Genomic DNA, 19402 nt, shown 5'->3' on the forward strand with positions numbered 1-19402 from the left:
ACTGTCCGCGGGCTCGAGCCGCCCTCCTGCCAGCCGTTACCCGGGAACAGCAAGGAGGTGTGACGTCCTGTGAGTGCGGATGGCTGGGGCCCGCCGACCGTCAGGTCGGCGGGCCCCAGGTGATCGGTGACGGTCAGGCGATGTTGTCCGGTCGGTCGGTGGCGAAGACCTCGGTCACGGGGTCCTCCGGATGGGGACGATGTCGGGGCCACGGGCCGGGATGCTGGTGCGGGCGGCTTCCGGGGCGGCCAGCAGCGCGATGATGGTGATCTGCTGGTTGCAGTGCGGGCAGTTGTGGGTCGCGGCGGGCTCCAACGGGTCTCTTTCCCCGGTGAGTTGACGCCGGGCCTGCCGGGATGCGCGCCGTAGTGGTGGCAGCGGAGTTGCCGGCCGTCGTGCGGCCGGTTCGGGTAGTGCGCGTGGTGGAGGCGGGGCGTCCGCCACGCGATCCTCGGCATCGCCCGCTTGCACAACCTCCTCCAACCCGCGTAACGGCAGGGAGGAGACGCCCCGTCAGCACACCTGCCCCAACCCAAGATCAATTACGGGACAACCCTTAGCGCCGCCACGTCTTTGCGGGTATCTCTGTGGCGTCCCTGCCAGGTGTTCGCAAACAGTGAGCCTTTTCCAACCCGGACCATGAGGATTCGATCTGGCCTCGGAGCGTTCCTCGGTGCCGGAGGGTGGGTTAGAGGGTCGTCGCCAGGTAGGCGTTGCGAGATTTGATCAGCCGTGGCATGTACCAGCTCAGGACAGCACGGTCTGCGATGCGCCCGAGGACTCCAAGTGGGGAGGCGAACTCGATGGCATCGGTCATGACGGTGCCGCCCTTGCCGTCAGGCTCGAAGGTGTGCGCATGGCGCCACTGCTTGAACGGGCCTGCGACTTGCTCGTCCACGAAGTGCCGCGATGGCTCCCAAGAGGTGATGCGTGCAGTGAGTCGCCAGGTTAGGCCGAAGTGGCGGGCTTGGAAGGTGACGGACTGGCCGAGCGTCAGGGAGCCCCGGGTCGTGCCGCCGACGGCCCGTTCGGAGGAGGAGGCCATCGATCGGGTGTGTGCCTCCACATCGAGGCAGGCATCGAACACTTGATCAGGTGGGGCCGACAGCGCCGTGACGATCTCGAAGCGCCGCAGGAGCTCTCCTTGGTGTCGACGGGCACGGGGGGACCTGCGCTGGGGACTGCACGAAAGGACGGAGCTCCTGGTAGACGAGTTCTCGACCAAGATCACCCATGTCCGCCAGGAGCTCCGCGTGCTTGTCTACCGATCGGCGATCGATCTGTCCAGCTCGACCCTGGACTTCCTCTCCCGTCGCCTGGCGGCGTATCGACGTGAGATCGGCAGCCGTTGGCGTCGCCTCTCAGCTGGCCGGCAGGCCTTGCTCGCGCTGGCCCATCTTCGCTACGGAGACACATCTGCCCAGCTGGCGGCCTCCTTCAATATCGGCATCGCCACCGTCTACCGCTACATCCGTGAAGCCGTCGACCTCCTTGCCTCCGCGGTACCCACGCTTAACGAAGCCATCAAGACCGCAAAAGCGAAGGCCTTCGTAATCCTGGATGGGACGCTGTTGTCGATCGACCGGATCGTGGCGGACCGGCCCTACTACTCGGGCAAGCACAAGCGCCACGGCATGAACATCCAGGTCATCGCCGATCCGTTCGGACGACTACTCTGGGCCTCGCCCGCGTTGCCCGGAGCCGTTCACGACATCAAGGCGGCCCGCACCCACGGCATCATCGACGCCCTCACGACAGCCGGCATCCGTACCTGGGCTGACAAGGGCACCAGGGTGCACAGGGCACGATTCGAGTGCCCTACCGCGGACGCTGGGCGACTCTCTCCACTGGCAAGCGCGCGGTGAACTCCTCCCATTCCAAGATCCGCGCGGTCGGCGAACATGCCAACGCAACCCTGAAGTCCTGGCGCCTTCTACGGAGGCTCCGCTGCAGCACCAACCGCGTCACCAACATCGTCAAAGCCATCCTCAGCCTCCACCTCGAAGCATCAGCATGAGGTTGGAAAAGGCTCAATGTTGGCCTTCGCTGGCGCCCCTGTCCTGTCGGTCCCGCTCATCGGCCGGCGCGGATGACAAGGAACGGCGGCAGTCCCGCTCGCTGTGGCTGCTGAGCCGTCACCTGGACGGTAGGGGCGGGCTCGGCAATGGCTTGCAGGGTGAAGCCATGCCGCAGCAGTGCTGTCAGGTACGTGGAGAGCGTCCGATGCTGGTTGCCTGCGCGACGGACAGCGTGGGGGTTGTCCGAGCGCCAGAAGCCTTCGGCGAGGTAGTCCCCGACCACCCGGCGGACGGCACCGGACGCCTCATCGACCGGCGTCCATGAGGCGTCCGGTGCCTCGAAGCACGGGTGAGGGACGCTGAAGACGAGCGATCCGCCGGCCGTCAGGACCCGGCGAACGGCCGCGAACGCGGCGTCGAGGTCCGGCACGTGATTCAACGACAGCCCTGCGGTCACCCAGTCCACCGCACCGTCAGCGACGGTGCCGAGCAGGCATCCGTCGTCGACGGCGTAGACCACCGAGCCCGGCCCTACCGCTCCGGCGGCCCGCGCGTGCTCGATCAATCGGGCTGACGGGTCGATGCCTGTGACCGAAGCCCCACGGGCGGCCAGCGCACGGGCGATGAAACCCTCGCCGCACCCGAGATCGAGGACGCGCTGGCCGGTCAGCGCGTCAGGAAGTTGGTCGAGCAGAACGTCGCGATTGAAGTCGTTCAGCGCGGAACCCGTCCGAAGGAGTTCCGCGTACCAGTCGGCGATGGTGTCCCAGGAGTCAGTCATCAAAGAAAGGACGTTACCCACTCCCTGAGGTGCCCTCCATGGGTTTTCCTTCGCCCTCGCGAGCCGGAGTCCGTCGCCCGGTCGGTCGCGCGACCGACGAGACCACCAGCCGTGCGATCGCCGCGCTCCGCGAGTGCTGCGGCTGACGTCGGCGTGACGGCTGGTGTTCCGACCGCGGGACGGGGGCGCCCGCACCTTGCGCGTGCCGACCGACCTGCTCTGGTTCTCACTGCCTCAAGAGCACTCGACGACGGAACGGGATGCGCCTCCGGCATCCCTTCCGCGCCGACCAGATCATGCGGCTCACCCAGAGGATCCCCGCCGCCCGCCCGCGGTGCCCCGGTCAGGTGCGCCTTGCGAGGTGTTGGGCCCGCAGGCGGTCGGCGAGGATGGCGATGCCCAGGACGCCGCCCAGAACGATGTTGGTGTAGTCGGAGTTGACCTGAAGTGTCGTCAACCCGTTGTTGATGAGCTCCAGCAGGATCGTGCCCGCGACGATTCCGACGATCCGGCCCTGGCCGCCGACCAGGCTGACACCGCCGATGACCGCTGCGGCGATCGCGGAGAGCTCCCATCCGACGCCGACGCCGCTGGCGGAGCCCACACCCATGCGTCCGAGCACCAGCATGGAGGCCAGGCCGGACAGGAGGGAGCTGGCCACGTACATCGTGACGACCCGTCGGTCGCCCCGGATCCCTGCCAGGCGCGCCGCCTCCGGGTTGCCGCCGACCGCGTAGACCTGGCGGCCGGCGTAGGTGCGTTCCAGGAAGAACCAGGCCAGCACCGCGACGATGACGAAGAGGATCAGGGGCACCGGGATCTGGGCGATGTAGGTCTGCCCGACGTCGCCGAAGAAGCCGGAAATCCCCACGATCGAGGTGCCGGAGGTGATCGCCAGGGTGACGCCCTGCGCGACGGTGTAGGTCACCAGCGTCACGACGAAGGGCGGCATCTTCAGCCGGGTCACCGCGAGGCCGTGCCAGAGGCCGACCAGTCCGGTGATGGCGAGTGTGGCGATCACGGCGACCCCGGCCGGCAGGCCGGCCCTGACGTTGAACCAGGACATGAGGATCACCGAGGTTCCCAGCAGCGCGCCGACCGAGAGGTCGATGCCGCCGGTGAGGATGACCAGGGACTCCCCGATCGCGATGAGCCCGTACTGGGCCAGGTCGAACCCCATGCCCTGGAGGTTGACCGCACCGGCGAAGGTGCTGCGGGCGAGCGTGAGTGCGACGAACACTGCCACGCAGGCTGCGACGACACCGACTTCGGGTGTTTCGACCAGCGCGCGCAGGCGATGCCGCGAGGGCGTCTCGACTCCCTCGCGGAGTGGAGCGGTTTGGGTGGTCATGCCGGTTCCTCCGTGCCTACCAGCGGCTGCGTGCCTGCGGCCGCTGTCATGATCCGTTCCTTGGTGAAGTGCTCACGCGGCAGGTCGGCGACGATGCGTCCCTGGGCCATGACCACGATCCGATGGCAGATCCAGAGCAGCTCCTCCAGTTCCGAGGAGGCCACCAGGACCGCCAGTCCGTTCTGCGCCGCCTCGTCGATGAGGTGGTAGATCTCCGCCTTCGCGCCGACGTCGACGCCGCGGGTGGGCTCGTCCAGGAGCAGGAGATCCGGCTTGGCGTGCAGCCAGCGGCCGAAGACCACTTTCTGCTGGTTGCCGCCGGACAGGGATCCGATGGGCTGCTCCTGCGAGTACATGCGCACCCCCAGGTCCTTGACGATCTGCCGGGAGCGTTTCTTGTCGCCCTTGGGGGTGAGCACGCCGCGTGTGGAGTCGCGGCGCAGGGTCGCCAGCGTCGCGTTCCAGCGGACCGGGTGGTGCAGGAGCAGGGACTGCTCCTTGCGGTCCTCGGGCACGAGCCCGATGCCGGCGGCCACCGCGTCGGCCGGGTGCCGCGGGCGGAAGGGCGTTCCGTTCAGTTCGGTCTCGCCGCCGGTGCGGGGCTGGGCACCCATGATGGTGTGGAGCAGTCGGCTGCGGCCGGAGCCCATCAGGCCGGCGACGCCGACGATCTCTCCGGCGCGCAGTTCCAGGTCGACCGGGCCCAGGCCGTCGGCGGCCAGTCCGCGGGCGGCCAGGACGATCCGGGAGTCCACGGTGGTGGGCGGCGCGATGTCGCCGTGGGCCAGCTCGCTGCCGACCATGTCGCGGATCATGCGCTCCTCGGTGGCCTCCGCCGGGCTGAGGTCCGCCACGAGCCTTCCGCTGCGCAGGACGACGACCCGGTCGGCGATGCCGCGGACCTCGTCGAGGCGGTGGCCGATGAACAGCACCGCTCCCCCGTCCGCGGTGTGGCGCCGGGCGAGGTCGAGCACCTTCTCCGCCTCCACCGGCCCCAGCGACGAGGTGGGTTCGTCGAGGATGAGGACCAGGGGCCGGTTCCCCCAGGCCTTGGCGATCTCGATCATCTGCCGCAGTGGGACCGGCAGTTGCTCCACCGGCCGCGTCACGTCGAGGCCGTGGACGCCGATGTCGTCGAGCAGCTCGCGGGCCTCCCTGACGGTGCCGGAGCGGTCGAACAGCATCCGCCGCAACAATCCTGCGTTCCGGGTGGCGTGGGTGTGGCGGCCCAGCAGCAGGTTCTCGGCGACGCTGAGGCGACCCACCAGCGGGAACTCCTGCGCCACCATGCTGACGCCGAGGGCCTTCGCGTGGTCGGGCCGCCCCGGCTGGAGGACCTGGCCCGCGATCAGGATCTCCCCGGCCGTCGGGGAGACGGTGCCGGACAGCACACCCATGAGGGTGGACTTCCCGGCACCGTTCTCCCCCACGACACAGGTGATCTGACCACGCCGCAGCTCGAGCTCGGGAATGTCCAGCACGGTGACGGGCCCGTAGCTCTTCGTCACCGCGCGCAGGACCGCGGCCGCGTCGGCCGCCTGCCCCGTACCGGTGCGGGGAGCGTTGGTGGTCATCTGTCTCACCCCGAGATACCGAGCTGGGCCTGCTTGGCCTCGAAGGCGCTCAGGTTGCCCTGGGTGAGCACGCCCACGCCGGAGCTGAGGGTGCTGCCGTCCGACTCCAGGTAGGGCTTGACGATGCTCATCGTGGCGTTCGTCCCCAGCACCTTCAGGGCGGCGAGCAGGTAGGCGCCGGTGTAGCCCTGTTGGTAGGGCGACTGGACGATGCTGGCCTGGATGACGCCCTGCTTGATGAAGCTGAGGGTCTGCGCGTCCGTGTCGTCGGAGATGACCTTGACCTGGCCAGTCTTCCCTGCTGCCTGGACCGCCTGCGCGGCCGAGGGACCGTCGTAGGAGTAGACCCCGTACAGGCCGTTGACGTTGGGGTCCGTCTGGATCGCGGTCTGCGCGTTGGTGAGGGCGTTGGAGGCGTCCATGCTGTCCGAGAGCTTGTTCACGACCTTGATGTCGGTGCCCTTCAGGGCGTCCTCGAATCCCTGGATCCGCTGGACCGCGTTGGATGCGGTGAGGGAGCCGACCAGGACCACGACCTCGCCCTTGCCGCCGAGAGCGGCCTTCATCGCCTGACCGGCCTTCATGCCCGCCTCGTAGTTGGGGGTGCCCAGGTAGAGGGCCGCGCCGTCCTCGGCGGGGAGGGGCGAGTCGATCGCCAGTACCGGGATACCGGCCGAATCGGCGGACTGGATGGGCGACTTGATCGCGGTCGGGTCGATCGCCGAGACGGAGAAGGCGGAGATGTTCTGGCCGCGCAGGGTTTGGATGATCGACAGCTGCTGGTCGAGTCGGCCGTTGGCGGGGGCCTGGAACGTGCCCTTGGCCCCGAGGTCCGCGATGCCCTTGGTGAAGCCGACCTTTCCTGCGTTCCAGTAGTCCACGGCGACGTTGACGACCATGGCCAGGTCCAGGCCGGACAGGTTCTTGCCCTGCAGGGCCGCCTTGAGGGCGGCGTCGACCTTTGCGAGGTTGGCGTCGTTGAAGGTGATGTCGCCCTGTATCGGCGCTGCCACCGCGGTGGCACCCGAACTGCCGGCGTCGCCGCTGCTTCCGGCGCCCTGCTTGCTGCAGGCGGTCGCGGTCAGTGCCATCGACGCGACCGCCACGGCGACCGCGATGCGGAGGCCTCTGGCCTGACGGGTTGTGGGAGCGCTCATGATGTCCTCTTCCGACGTGTGTCAGGGGTGGGTGGTGAGGAACGACCGTGCGGGGGTCGCACGGCCAGGACTGTCATCGCTGGTATCGCTGTTATCGCTAACATGTGTGGCTGTCCGTCAGCTGTGCATGTGAGCGGGGTGATTCGTGGTCAGCGTCCGGGTGGGCGCCCACTGCTGGCCCGCAGGACGAGTTCCGGCGCGACGATCGCCGTCTGTCGGTGGTCCACGGTCGTTCGTCCCCTCCCGGGAGCGGACACCTCGACGTGGTGCACCAGCAGGCCAAGGCCCCGTCGGCCCAGCTCGCCGAAGTCCTGACGGACCGTCGTGAGCGGCGGCGAGAGGAACGCGGCCTCGGGGATGTCGTCGAACCCCACGACGCTCACGTCCTCGGGCACGCGCCGCCCGATCTCGTGGAGGGCGCGCAGAACTCCGAGCGCCATGTGGTCGTTCGCGCAGAAGATCGCTGTCACCGAGGGGTCATGACGCAGGCGCAGGCCCGCCTCGTATCCCGATCGGGACGACCAGTCACCGGCAAGGCTGTCGGGAACCGGCCGGGACCGGGCTTCCAGCGCGGTGCGCCATCCCTGTTCCCGCGCGTTGGCCTCGAGCCAGTCCCCGGGCCCTGCGACGTGGTGCACGGTCGCGTGGCCGAGGTCGAGCAGGTGACGGACGGCCGCTTCGGCGCCGACGTTGTTGTCCACTCCCGCTCCCGGCAACCGGCCGGGAGCCGTCGCGCCCACGGTGACCATGGGGACGGCGCCGATGTGCCGAGCGAGGGCGGCGACGGTCGACGTCTGCGACGCGATGACGGCGATGCCCTCGACGGCCTGGTCCCGCAGCCGGTCCACGGCCTCGCGGACGGAGCGGACGTCCTGGTGCCGCAGGCTCGCGATGCTGACGAAGTAGCCGGCGCCGCGCGCCGCCTGCTCGATGCCGTGGAGCATCTGCGCAGGCCCGTACAGGGTGCTGTCGAAGCTGATGACGCCGAGCGTCTGGGAGCGACGGGTCACCAGCATGCGCGCCGCGGCGTTGGGACGGTAGTCCAGCTCGCGGACCGCCGCGAGCACCCGTTCCCGGGTCGCCGGGCGGACGTTGGGGCGGTCGTTGAGGACTCGGGAGACCGTCTGGTGGGAGACGCCTGCCAGTGCCGCGACGTCCGCCATGACGGCTTGCGCACCGTGGGCGGTCCTGACTGCTGGCATGAGCAACTCCTGGCAACGGGTGTTTCGATGGCTGGTGTTTCGAAAGAGCTGGGGCTGTCGACCTCCCCCGGCCCGGCAGCCCCAGCGGCCGCGGCACTCGATTGTTAGCGTTCACAAATAGGTGCGTCAATGGGTCGTGCAGGTCACGATTTGGGTTTCCTCTGCCTCGCCGCGACCTCCCCCCGACGGGCATGCGGCAGCGCCCCGCGCACTGTCGGCGGGCGGCGGACGTCAGCGTGCCGCACAGGGCTTCCTGGGCTCAGAAGCCCTGCGCCAGGCGGTGATAGGCCTGGTTCCAGCGCAGTTCCTGGGTGAAGCGCCGCACCGATGTGCCCGCGTCGATCAGGGCCAGTTCCGTGCCCGTCATCTCGGCGAAGTCGTGCAGCCCTTCGGTGTCGACCGCGGTGGAGAGCACGGTGTGATGGGGTCCGCCCGCGGTGAGCCACGCCTCCGCCGAGGTGGGCAGGTCCGGGCGCGGTGCCCAGACGGCGCGAGCCACCGGCAGGGCGGGCAGGGGCTGCGGCGGTTCGACAATGTCGATCTCGTTGGCCACCAGGCGGAACCGGTCGCCCATGTCCGCGAGGCCGACCACCACGCCGACGCCGGGGTCCGCGTCGAAGACCAGCCGCACGGGGTCCTCCCTGCCGCCGATGCCCAACGGGTGGATCTCCGCGCTCGGCCGGGCCGTGGTGATGCTGGGGCAGACCTCGAGCATGTGCGCTCCGAGGATCAGCTGGCGACCGGGCGTCAGGTTGTAGGTGTAGTCCTCCATGAAGGACGTGCCACCAGGGCGCCCTCGTCCCATGGTCTTCAGGGTGCGCAGCAGCGCCGAGGTCTTCCAGTCACCCTCGCCCCCGAAGCCGTAGCCGTCGGCCATCAGCCGCTGCACCGCGATCCCGGGCAGCTGCCGCAGGCCGCCCAGGTCCTCGAAGTTGGTGGTGAAGGCCCTGAATCCGCCCTCGTCCAGGAAGGTCCGCAGGCCCGCCTCGATCCGGGCCGCGTAGCGCAGCGAGGCATGCCGCTCTCCGCCCTGCCGCAGGTGCGGAGCGACCGCGTACAGCTCCTCGTACTCCTTGACCAGCGCGTCGACATCGGCATCCGCAACCGCGTCGACCACCTCGACCAGGTCGTTGACACCGTAGGTGTTCACCGAGACGCCGAACCGCAGCTGCGCCTCGACCTTGTCGCCCTCGGTCACGGCGACGTCGCGCATGTTGTCCCCGAACCTGGCGAGCCGCAAGCTGCGCAGCTCGGCGCGCCCTGCCGCGGCGCGGGTCCAGGCGCCGATCCGGGAGGCGACTCGCGGGTCGCCGACGTGGCCGGCCACCGTCTTCCTGGGCACGCCCAGACGGGCCTGGACGTAGCCGAACTCGCGGTCGCCGTGGGCTGCCTGGTTGAGGTTCATGAAGTCCATGTCGATGCCGGCCCACGGGATCTCGACGTGTGACTGGGTGTGCAGGTGGAGCAGCGGCTTGGCGAGGGCGTCCAGCCCGGAGATCCACATCTTGGCCGGTGAGAACGTGTGCATCCAGGCCACGACACCGATGCAGGCGTCGTCCGCGTTGGCCTCCAGCATCACCCGGCGGATCGCCGCGGCGTCGGTCAGCACCGGCTTCCAGAGCAGCTCGGCTGCCAACTCCGCGCTGGCCTGCAGCTCCTGCGCGATGGCCCGGGACTGCTCGGCGACCTGCCGCAGGGTCTCTTCTCCGTACAGATGCTGGCTTCCGGTCAGGAACCAGACCTGCTTCGGGGCGTCGGGGGTGGTCATGCGCCGGCTCCGGTCGTCGTCGTGTCCTGCTGGCCGTAGACGTTTCGATAGCGGTCGTGGAGCTTGTCGATGTCGTCCTGGCCGAGCCGGGGCACCGGTCCCAACTGCCGGGCCAGGTGCACGGTCCGTGCCACGTCCTCGCACATCACCGCTGCTTTGACGGCCGCCTTGGCGTCCTTGCCGATGGTGAAGACGCCGTGCCCGCGCATGAGGACCGCGGGTGAGCGATGGCCCTTGAGGGTTGCCACGATGCCCTCGCCGATGGAGTGGTCACCGATCAGCGCGAAGGGCCCGACGGGGATGTCGTCGCCGAACTCGTCGCCCATGGCGGTGATCGCGCACGGGATGGGCTCTCCGGCGGCGGACCAGGCGGTGGCGTAGGGCGAGTGGGTGTGCACCACTCCCCCGACCTCGGGCATGTTCCGGTAGACGTAGGCGTGGGCTGCGGTGTCGGAGGACGGCTGGTGGTGGCCGTCGACGACCTCGCCCTCGAGGTCGGTGACGATCATCGTGTCGGGGGTGAGATCCTCGTACGGGACCCCGGACGGCTTGATCACCATCAACTCCCTGCCGGGAACGCGGGCGCTGACGTTGCCGCTGGTCCAGGCCACCAGGCCCCAGCGGATGAGCTCCGCGTGCAGGGCGCAGACCTGGGCCTTGAGCGCGTCGATGGCGGTTTCGGCTGTACTCATGCGCGGACTCCGTCGGGTTCGGGGCAAGCGGTGGGGCGATCGGTGGGGCGATCACTGGTGGGATCGGCGGCGCGATCGGTGGTGCGGGCCTGGGCGCGCAGCGCGCGCAGCCGGTGCATCGCCTGGGAGCCGCCACGGCCGAAGTGGTCGTGCAGCTCCCTGTATTCGGCGTGCAGGAGGTCGTACACGCGGGCGCGGTCCGGGTCCGGGGTGTAGACGGCGCGGTGGATGCTGCCCATGGCGGCCGAGGCAGCGTGGATGTCCGGGTAGGTCCCGGCCGCGACGGCGGCGTGGATCGCGGAGCCCAGGGCGCCGCCCTGCTCGGAGCCGATCACGTTGACCGGACGACGCAGCACATCGCTGTAGATCTGCATGAGGAAGGCGTTCTTCGGCAGCCCGCCCGCCACGGTGAACTCGGTAACCGGGACCCCGGCGAGCTCGAAGGCGTCGACGATGGTGCGGGTGCCGAAGGCGGTGGCCTCCAGCAGCGCGCGGTAGATCTCCTCGGGGCGGGTGTCCAGGGTCAGGCCGAGGACGAGTCCCGACAGGTGGTGGTCGACCAGGACCGACCGGTTGCCGCTGTGCCAGTCCAGTGCCACCAGGCCGTGTGCTCCGACGGGCTGGGCCTCGGCCTTCTCGGTGAGCAGTTGGTGCGGTCCGATGCCGCGCTCACGTGCCTCACGGGCGTACTCCTCGGGAAGCGCCGTGCGCAGCGCCCAGGCGAAGATGTCACCGACACCCGACTGCCCGGCCTCGTACCCCCACAGGCCGGGGACGACTCCGTCCTTCACGGCTCCGCACATCCCCGGTACGTCGGCGAGCCGGTCGGAGTTGATGATGTGACAGGTGCTGGTGCCCATGATCGCCAGCATGTGCCCGGGCTCCAGGGCCCGGGCGGCGGCGCTTGTCACGTGGGCGTCGACGTTGCCCACGCTGACCGGGATGCCCTGGTTCAGTCCGGTCCACGCCGCCGCCCGGGGGCTGAGGCCTCCGGCGCGGCTTCCGAGCGGCGACAGGGGGAAGTCCACCTTGTCGGTGAAGTCACCGAATTCCGGATGGAGCGCACCCAGGAATCCGGGGCTGGGACGCCCTGAGCCGTCCAGCAGGTCGGGCTGGTGGATGCCCTTGTACCCGGCGGTGCACAGGTTCCGGCTCTCCGCGCCCGTCAGCTCCCAGACGATCCAGTCCGCCGCCTCGATCCAACGCTCGGCCGCCCGGTACAGTTCCGGGTCCTCCTCGAGGAGTTGCAGTGCTTTGGCGTACTCCCACTCGCTGGAGATCCTTCCCCCGTAGCGCGGCAGCCAGCTCTCCCCACGCTCGGCGGCGAGCGCGTTGATCCGGTCCGCCTGCGCCTGCGCGGCGTGGTGTTTCCACAGCTTCGGGTACGCGTGCGGGCGCGCCTCGTACTGCGGCAGTTCGCACAGGGGCGTCCCGTCCGGCGTGGTCGGCAGCACGGTGCAGGCGGTGAAGTCGGTACCGATACCCACCACCTGATCCACCGTCACTCCGGCTCGCGCCACCGCCCTGGGCACCGCGAGGCGCAGCACGTCACGCCAGTCGTCGGGGACCTGCAACGCCCAGTCGGGCGGAAGCCGTTCACCTGTCCCGGGGAGCAGGTGCTCGACCGCCCCGTGGCGGTATTCGTGGACGGCCTCGCCCAGTTGCGTGCCGTCGGCGACCGAGACGACCACGGCGCGGCCGGACAGGGTGCCGAAGTCCACGCCGATCGTCACGGCCTCGTCGAGTGATATGTGCTCTCGCACCAGCGGGCTCCAGTGGTACGCGCCTGGCTCGGGGCCAGGGCCGATGTTTGCGATAACAAGACGCTGCCCGAGGTCGCCGCGGTCGAACGCGCTTCAGTCGGGGCGATCTCAGATCCTTGCGGCGTGCGGCAGGTGCCTCCAGCGGCTGCCGGCGAGGACAGCGCGATGCCTGGAGCGATTGTGAACGCTAACAGTTGGGGCGTCAACCACTTCGGCACCGGAGAAACTCAGCCGGGACGGCCCTCCCGCCAGGTCCGGCCCGCCCCTGAAAGGAGGTAGCTACCCGCCCTGCAACTTGCCTCTGTTCGCATCCTTGACACCGCGTCAACCGCCTCGCCCATAATGTCGGCACCGCTCGGCATGCACGCATCCATTCCCCGAAGGATGCGTGTTAGCGCTAACAAATGCCGATCGCCAGAGCCGGCCTGGCAGCCGCGGTGCCACCCCTACGCACTTCCAACGGCCGGCAGGGAGGGAAGACCTTGAGTACAGGCATCAGACTCCCCCGAATCACCAGGCTCCTGTGGTGCGTGGGCACCACCGTCGCCTTCGTCCTCGCATGCGTCCTCGGCTCGTACGCCACAGCGGGCGCGGCACAGCGCGCGACGTCGACCGGGCTTCCGTGCGACACCTACGCCGCCGGCAACACGCCCTGCGTCGCCGCGCACAGCACCGTACGTGCGCTCTACCAGACCTACCAGGGCCCGCTCTACCAGGTGAAGCGCGCCTCGGACGGCGCAACGACCGACATCGGCGTCCTGACCACCGGCGGCTACGCGGACGCCGCCGCACAGGACGCGTTCTGCGCGAACACGGTCTGCACCATCACCCGGATCTACGACCAGAGTCCAGGCGGCAACGACCTGACGGTCGAAGGCGCCGGCGGCAACGGCGCGGCGGACCAGGGTGCGATCGCCAACGCCCTGCCCCTCACGGTCGCCGGCCACCACGTCTACGGCCTGGACGTGCAGGCCGGCGTGGGCTACCGCAACGACGCCACGAAGGGCGTGCCGACCGGCAGCGAGCCACAGGGCGCGTACATGGTCACCAGCGGCACGCATGTCGACGGCAGTTGCTGCTTCGACTACGGCAACGCCGAGACGTCCAACACCGACACGGGCAACGGCCACATGGACGCCATCAACTTCGGCACCGAGTGCTGGTTCGCACCGTGCACCGGCTCGGGACCGTGGGTGCAGGCCGACCTGGAGAACGGGCTCTTCGCCGGCGGCAACGGCTCGAACCCCGCGAACAAGGGCAACTCCAGCCCGTTCGTGACCGCCATGCTGAAGAACAACGGCACCACGACCTACGCCATCAAGGATGCGGACGCCCAGTCCGGCGGCCTGACCACCGAGTACAGCGGCGCGCTGCCCGACCTCGGCGGCTACACCCCGATGCACCAGGAAGGGGCGATCGTGCTGGGCACCGGCGGCGACGACAGCAACGGCTCCGACGGGTACTTCTTCGAGGGCGTCATCACCGCGGGATATCCCAGTGACGCCGTCGACAACGCCGTCCAGGCCGATATCGCCTCGGTGGGCTACAGCCAGGCCACGCAGACCTTCCCGGCCTCCGGCACCGCCTACCGGCTGACGAACGTCAACAGCGGCAAGGTCCTCGACGCCGTCAACTGCGGTACGGCCAACGGCACCTCGATCGACCTGTGGTCCAACCTCTCCAACTCCTGTCAGCAGTGGACGTTCACCCGCACCACCGACGGCCACTACACCGTCACCAACTCCCACAGCGGCACCGTGCTGGACTCGGTCGACTGCGGCATCGACAACGGCACCCGCGTCGACCTGTGGTCGGCACTGGGCAACGTCTGCCAGGAGTGGAACGTCAGCGCGGTGGGCAGCCACTTCACGCTCAGCAACGTCGGCAACGGGATGGTCCTGGACGCGGAGAACTGCGGGACGGCCGACGGCACCGTCGTCCGCCAGTGGGCACAGCTCGACAACACGTGCCAGCAGTGGGACATCGCGCCGTGACGCCGCCTCACCCGTGACACCGACTCACCCGGACCGTCACCCCTGCCCGGCTCACGCGTGAGCCGGGCACCGGCCGGGGGGGGGCCCCCCCCCGGGGGGGGGGGGCCCCCCCCCCCCGCGCGCACCCCCCCCCCCGGGGGGGCCCCCCCCCCCCGGGGGGCGGCCCCCCCCCCCCGCGCGCCGGCACGACCCGCACCGGCCGCCTCCCGCAGGAAGCCCTTGGCCTATAGTTCTGTGAGCGTGCACATACGTGCCGACGGAGGAGGAAGCGATGCCGCGTGGCCCCGAGAGTGCTGCGGGCGCCCCGGGAACTCGACCACCGACGATGGCGGACGTCGCCCAGCGGGCGGGTGTCTCGCACCAGACCGTCTCACGCGTGCTCAGCGACCACCCCCACGTGCGCGAAGTGACCCGCATCGAGGTGCTCCGCGCGATCGAGGAGCTGGGCTACCGGCGGAACTCCTCCGCGCGCGCCCTGGTGACCCGGCGCACGCTGACCCTGGGGGTGGTGGCCTGCCATCCCACCCTCTTCGGCCCTGCCAGCACACTGCTCGGGCTCGAGGAGGCGGCGCGCGAGGAGGGTTACATGGTCTCCACCGTGAACCTGCGCCGCTACACGCGGTCGGCCCTGTCCGACGCGATCGACCACCTTCGCGACCGGGGCGTCGAGGGGATCGTCGTCATCGTCCCGCAGCGCGAGGCCGTCTCGGCGCTCAAGGAGTTGAAAGTCCCGCTCCCGATGGTCACCGTCGAAGGCGGCCACGACCTGGAGATCCCCAGCGTCTCGGTGGACCAGCAACTCGGCGCGCGGCTGGCGACCGGCCACCTGCTTGCCGCCGGGCACCCCACCGTGTGGCACGTCGCCGGACCGATGGACTGGCTGGAGGCCGAAGCCCGCTGCTCGGGCTGGCGAGCGGCGCTCAAGGAGGCCGGCGCTCCGGTCCCCGAGCCCCTCGTAGGCGACTGGACACCGTTGTCGGGATACCGCATCGGCCAGGAGCTGGCCGGCAGAGTCGCGACGAACGCGGCCCAGCCGCACGCCCAGGGACCCACTGCGGTGTTCGTCGCCAACGACCAGATGGCGCTGGGCGTGTTGCGTGCGCTGCGCGAGGCCGGCTTGTCGGTTCCCGACGACGTGGCCGTGGTCGGCTTCGACGACATCCCTGAGGCGGAGTTCTTCCTGCCGCCGCTGACCACGATCCGGCAGAACTTCACCGCCGTGGGCCAGGCCAGCATCGGCCTGCTGGTCAGCCTGCTCGACACCAACGCGACTCGACCCGGTGAGCGTGTGGTGATCCCTCCCAGCCTGATCATCCGCGCCAGCAGCGTCCCCGCCGCGCGCTGAGCCTCTTACACGCGCTCGCGGGTTCGGCCGTACGTCTACGGGGCGGACCGCAGGAGCCACGCGAACCCCGATGGCGGACACAGAACGCCAGTGGCAGGCTGAAAAACATCAGCCACCCCGGCAACGCACGAAAGGCGGCGAACGCCATGGCTGAACACCCGCACGCCGCACTGATCCGCCGCGGCTACGAAGCATTCTCGGCAGGCGACCTGGACGCGCTCGCCGATCTGATGACCTCCGACGTCACCCACCACGTCCCCGGCACCCACCCGCTCTCCGGCGACCACAAGGGCATCAAGGCGGTGCTCGACTACTACGTGCAACTGGCCGTCCAGACCAACGGCACACTCCGCGTGGAGCTCCAGAATCTGCTCGTCGACGGCCGTGGCCACGTGGTCTCCGTGACCCGGGTCTCCGCCGAACGCGGGGGCCGGAAGCTCGACCAGATGGACAGCATCGTCTTCCGGATCGTCGGGGACAAGGTCACCGACCTTGACGAATGCGTCGAAGACATCGACGCCACCAACGAGTTCTTCGCCTGATCCACCGGCCTAAGGGCCCGGCCGATCGTTCGGCCGGGCCCTCGTCGTATGGGATTGCCGCGTTGGCAGGTGCGCGGACTCGACCCGTCTCGCGGCGATGCCGGGTCAGCCTTTCAGGGCGGGGATGATGTGCTCGCCGTAGGCGTCGATGGTCGACTCGACGGCGTCGTGCATGGCGTAGATCGCGCGTGCAGGGGCGTCGCCCCGGCGCGCAAGCTGTTCGACGACACCTTCGCCAACTTCGAGTCCTGCAACGTCGAGATCCTCGAACTGGACGCGAAGGTCAACGGGGACGTGGGCATCGTCTGCACGGCAGAGCACGAGCATCGTGTTCAAGAACGGCTCCGCCAAGCACGTCATGGCCCGGCAGACCGACTGCTTCGAACGGCGTGAGAACGGCTGGGAACTGATCCACCAGCACGCCTCCGTCCCGGCCGGCGGCGAATGGGACGGCAAGATCACCACCGTGTAGGGGCCGATCTGCGACGCGACCGGACTCCCTGCCGAACGGATCCCCTCGGCGACGGCGGCGGCCACGACGACATGCGCGAGCACGACGACCGCGAACAGTTCCTCGTCGGCGTGGACATCTTCCTGACCGGCATCGCAGCCCTGCCATAGACACGGCGCAGCGCCGGGATCACCAGGTCGGCACGAGACCGCCGTCGATGCGGAAGTCGCTGCCGGCGATGTTGGCTGCTCGGTCGCTCGCCAGGAACACCACCAGCTCGGCGATCTCCGCGGGACGGGAGAAGCGGCCCGTCACCGTGGCGGAGGCAGTCTGGGCCATCACCTCTTCAGGGCGCAGCCCTGCGGCGGCGGAGACGGTGTCGGCGACACCGCCGCCTCCCAGCCACAGGTCGGTCTCCACCGGTCCGGGGCTGACGCTGTTCACACGGATGCCGCGAGGCCCGAACTCCTTCGACAGGGCCTTGGTGAAGTTCACCAGGGCGGCCTTGGCGGCGCTGTAGTCGATGACCGTCGGGTCGGGGAGTTCGGCGTTCACCGACCCGATGGTGACGATCGCGCCGCGAGCGGCCTCCAGCATGCGCGGCAGTACCGCTCGGGTCACCGAGACGGCGGCGAACAGGTTCAGGTCGACCGTACGCCGCCATTGCTCGTCCGTGACGCTGAGGAACCCGCCCGGCCTGGCCGGGGCCGAGCCCACGTTGTTGACCAGGATGTCGATCCGCCCGCCCGTCGCCGCCACCAACTGCTCGGCGCTGCCCGCCGCGGTGAGGTCCACCGGGACCCAGCGCGCCGCGCCGGACTTCACCAGCACCTCCAGCCCAGGAGAGCTGGTGCGTGCGGCGGCCACCACCTCGGCACCCGCCCCGACCAGCGCCTCGGCCACGGCCAGGCCGATGCCCTTGCTCGCGCCGGTGACCACGGCGGTCCTGCCCGAAAGCTCCCCAGCCATGCCTGCTCCGTAAAGTGTTGGGGCGGATGCCACGCCAGCCCGGTTCACCGGATGTCCGCGCACCTGATGCTCCCCGTCCCAGGAACAAGCCGCCACCATCCACACCGCAGTACCCCCTACAGCCCGGCCATACGGAGCAGCGCCGGCACCCCAGGTGAGGCGTGCCCGCGGCTGGCGACGAGTGTTCGCCCGGCCGGGTATCGATCCTGTTGGGCAAGACGGAGGGAAAGAATGGGCAGGTCGGCCGTTTCAACTGCCGATGTGACGCGAGCTCGCTTGCATCGAGCTGACCCCGGGCGCTACAGGCCAGGAGGGTTCAGCCACCGGCGGCGGGCACCGGGAGGTCCACGTGCGGGAGCCTCGGGTCGGCCTCCGTCGGGATGACGTCGGAGGTAGCGACGAGCCAGTGCAGCATCGCCTCGTGCATCCGCTGCTGGACGTCCGCGTGCTCGGGCCGTCCGGCGAGGTTGACGCGCTCGTGCGGATCGTCGTGGCGATGGTAGAGCTCCGCCGGCTCGTAGAGGCGCCAGACGTAGGTCCAGTCCCGGTCGCGGACGGCGACGGCGCGGCCGACCAGCGTCGGGTCCTCGTGCTGGAGCGCGCCCTTGCGGTCGTAGGGGAAGTCCGGGCGCTCCAGCTGCGACTCCTCCTCCACGGTGAAGCCACCCTCGGTGAACGCGTACCGCCGGTGCTCGGCGGACGGGTCCTTCAGCAGCGGGACCAGGCTGCGGCCGAAGTGACGATGCGGAGCCTCGACACCCGCCAGCTCCAGCACGGTCGGCAGGACGTCGACCAGTTCCACCATCGACGCGCAGGTGCCGCCCTCCCCCATGCCCGGTCCGCTGATGACGAGCGGGTCGCGGGTGATGCAGTCGTGCATCGCGGAGGGCCACTTCTCGATCAGGCCGTGGTCGCCGAGGTACTCGCCGTGGTCGGCGAAGAACAGGGTGACGGTGTTGTCAGCGGCTCCGGCGCGGTCCACCGCGGCCATCACGCGGCCGAGTTGGTCGTCCAGGCGCGAGACCATGCCGTAGTAGGTGGCGGCCACCTCGCGCCACTGCTCCTCGGTGACCTCGCCGATCTCGTACGCCTCCCGGATCGCGGCCATGAAGGCGGGCTGGTGCCCGTCCCCGCCCACCGACGCGGGGGCCGGGAGGGAGTCCCGGTCGTGCATCGAGTACCAGGGCTCCTCGACCTGGAACGGGCAGTGCGGTGCGACCAGCGGCAGGAAGAGCACCCACGGCTCCTCGGGCGGGCTCCCCAGCCACCGCTCGGCGGTGCGCACGGCCGCCTCGTCCGGGTCGACCCGGCCGTCGTCGGGGACCAGGCCCCGGTAGAACAGCCGGGACCACACCCCCTCCGGATAGTCGCCGCCGTAGGCGACGGTGGGCCAGGTCGAGAACCCGTACGCGTCGACGCTGGCCTCGGTCGCGCCGGGGGCGAAAGTGTCGCCCCGCATCCCCGCCCAGGTGACGTGGTACCCGGCGTCCTTGAGGATGCGCAGCAGGTTGGGCTCGTGCGGTTTGAGGAGGTTGGTGAGGGTGCGGTGCCCGGCGGTGTGCGGGTACCAGCCGGTGAGCAGCGACGCCCGGCTGGGCGAGCAGACCGGATGCTGCACGAAGGCGTTGGTGAAGGTCGTGCCGCGCGCGGCGAGCGCGTCGATGTGCGGGGTGCGCGCGTGCGGGTTACCGAAGGCGCCGACGGCGTCGGCGCACAGTTGGTCGGGCATGAAGACGACGAAGTTGGGACGGGTCACGGGTGTGCTTCCTTAGGGGCTTTGAGGTCTTTCGGGCCG

Annotated in this window: 17 protein-coding genes and 1 pseudogene; 5 read left to right on the forward strand and 13 right to left on the reverse strand. The window is 69.8% G+C overall.

What is annotated here, in order from left to right:
- Nucleotides 1-174 precede the first annotated feature (174 nt).
- Both I2501_RS13410 and I2501_RS13415 read right to left on the reverse strand, forming a co-directional pair.
- Nucleotides 175-315, reverse strand: a complete 141-nt coding sequence (locus I2501_RS13410; RefSeq protein ID WP_196194205.1) for a hypothetical protein — start codon at nucleotides 313-315, stop codon at nucleotides 175-177.
- Nucleotides 316-688: 373 nt separating this feature from the next.
- Nucleotides 689-1135, reverse strand: a complete 447-nt coding sequence (locus tag I2501_RS13415) for an SRPBCC family protein (protein WP_196194619.1) — start codon at nucleotides 1133-1135, stop codon at nucleotides 689-691.
- Between the two features lie 118 nt (nucleotides 1136-1253).
- On the opposite strand from I2501_RS13415, the pseudogene I2501_RS13420 reads away from it, so the two are divergent.
- Nucleotides 1254-2017: pseudogene (locus I2501_RS13420) on the forward strand (transposase family protein).
- 56 nt (nucleotides 2018-2073) lie between these two features.
- Here the strand turns inward: I2501_RS13420 and I2501_RS13425 are convergent.
- From I2501_RS13425 to araB, 8 genes are all read right to left on the reverse strand, one after another.
- On the reverse strand, nucleotides 2074-2799 hold the full coding sequence (locus tag I2501_RS13425) for a class I SAM-dependent methyltransferase (protein WP_196194206.1): 726 nt from the start codon (nucleotides 2797-2799) through the stop codon (nucleotides 2074-2076).
- A 343-nt stretch (nucleotides 2800-3142) separates the two neighbouring features.
- Nucleotides 3143-4150 (reverse strand): ABC transporter permease, encoded by a 1008-nt coding sequence (locus tag I2501_RS13430; RefSeq protein ID WP_196194207.1) that lies wholly within the window; start codon nucleotides 4148-4150, stop codon nucleotides 3143-3145.
- A complete protein-coding gene (locus tag I2501_RS13435) occupies nucleotides 4147-5724 on the reverse strand; it encodes a sugar ABC transporter ATP-binding protein (protein WP_196194208.1) in 1578 nt (525 codons plus the stop codon). The genes I2501_RS13430 and I2501_RS13435 overlap by 4 nt, the downstream gene beginning before the upstream one ends.
- A 5-nt stretch (nucleotides 5725-5729) precedes the next feature.
- A complete protein-coding gene (locus I2501_RS13440) occupies nucleotides 5730-6881 on the reverse strand; it encodes a substrate-binding domain-containing protein (RefSeq protein ID WP_196194209.1) in 1152 nt (383 codons plus the stop codon).
- A 149-nt stretch (nucleotides 6882-7030) separates the two neighbouring features.
- Nucleotides 7031-8083: a LacI family DNA-binding transcriptional regulator gene (locus I2501_RS13445; RefSeq protein WP_236046315.1), complete on the reverse strand. Its 1053-nt coding sequence runs from the start codon at nucleotides 8081-8083 to the stop codon at nucleotides 7031-7033.
- 259 nt (nucleotides 8084-8342) lie between these two features.
- Entirely contained in the window at nucleotides 8343-9851 is a 1509-nt protein-coding gene (araA, locus tag I2501_RS13450) for an L-arabinose isomerase (RefSeq protein WP_196194210.1), read from the reverse strand.
- Complete coding sequence (locus I2501_RS13455) at nucleotides 9848-10543, reverse strand: L-ribulose-5-phosphate 4-epimerase (protein ID WP_196194211.1); 696 nt, start codon at nucleotides 10541-10543, stop codon at nucleotides 9848-9850. The genes araA and I2501_RS13455 overlap by 4 nt, the downstream gene beginning before the upstream one ends.
- Nucleotides 10540-12306, reverse strand: a complete 1767-nt coding sequence (gene araB, locus I2501_RS13460; RefSeq protein WP_328806353.1) for a ribulokinase — start codon at nucleotides 12304-12306, stop codon at nucleotides 10540-10542. The genes I2501_RS13455 and araB overlap by 4 nt, the downstream gene beginning before the upstream one ends.
- 530 nt (nucleotides 12307-12836) lie before the next feature.
- On the opposite strand from araB, the gene I2501_RS13465 reads away from it, so the two are divergent.
- From I2501_RS13465 to I2501_RS13475, 3 genes are all read left to right on the forward strand, one after another.
- Nucleotides 12837-14300 (forward strand): arabinofuranosidase catalytic domain-containing protein, encoded by a 1464-nt coding sequence (locus I2501_RS13465; protein WP_328806354.1) that lies wholly within the window; start codon nucleotides 12837-12839, stop codon nucleotides 14298-14300.
- Nucleotides 14301-14571: 271 nt separating this feature from the next.
- The gene (locus tag I2501_RS13470) at nucleotides 14572-15645 is read left to right on the forward strand and encodes a LacI family DNA-binding transcriptional regulator (protein ID WP_196194213.1); all 1074 of its coding nucleotides are present in this window, start codon (nucleotides 14572-14574) and stop codon (nucleotides 15643-15645) included.
- A 146-nt stretch (nucleotides 15646-15791) separates the two neighbouring features.
- Nucleotides 15792-16187, forward strand: a complete 396-nt coding sequence (locus I2501_RS13475) for a nuclear transport factor 2 family protein (RefSeq protein WP_196194214.1) — start codon at nucleotides 15792-15794, stop codon at nucleotides 16185-16187.
- 105 nt (nucleotides 16188-16292) lie between these two features.
- Here I2501_RS13475 and I2501_RS13480 read toward each other — a convergent pair whose 3' ends face one another.
- Nucleotides 16293-16523 carry a hypothetical protein gene (locus I2501_RS13480; protein WP_196194215.1) on the reverse strand — a complete coding sequence of 77 codons (231 nt, stop codon included), beginning with the start codon at nucleotides 16521-16523 and terminating at the stop codon, nucleotides 16293-16295.
- Here I2501_RS13480 and I2501_RS13485 point away from each other — a divergent pair.
- Nucleotides 16516-16659, forward strand: coding sequence for a nuclear transport factor 2 family protein (locus I2501_RS13485; RefSeq protein ID WP_196194216.1), 144 nt, complete (start codon nucleotides 16516-16518; stop codon nucleotides 16657-16659). The two genes, I2501_RS13480 and I2501_RS13485, sit on opposite strands and share 8 nt — an antisense overlap.
- 168 nt (nucleotides 16660-16827) lie before the next feature.
- On the opposite strand, the gene I2501_RS13490 is transcribed toward I2501_RS13485, so the two are convergent.
- Both I2501_RS13490 and I2501_RS13495 read right to left on the reverse strand, forming a co-directional pair.
- The gene (locus tag I2501_RS13490; RefSeq protein WP_196194217.1) at nucleotides 16828-17607 is read right to left on the reverse strand and encodes an SDR family NAD(P)-dependent oxidoreductase; all 780 of its coding nucleotides are present in this window, start codon (nucleotides 17605-17607) and stop codon (nucleotides 16828-16830) included.
- A 316-nt stretch (nucleotides 17608-17923) separates the two neighbouring features.
- Nucleotides 17924-19363, reverse strand: coding sequence for a sulfatase-like hydrolase/transferase (locus tag I2501_RS13495; RefSeq protein WP_196194218.1), 1440 nt, complete (start codon nucleotides 19361-19363; stop codon nucleotides 17924-17926).
- Nucleotides 19364-19402 lie beyond the last annotated feature (39 nt).

Source organism: Streptacidiphilus fuscans (assembly GCF_015690355.1).
Lineage (GTDB): Bacteria > Actinomycetota > Actinomycetes > Streptomycetales > Streptomycetaceae > Streptacidiphilus > Streptacidiphilus fuscans.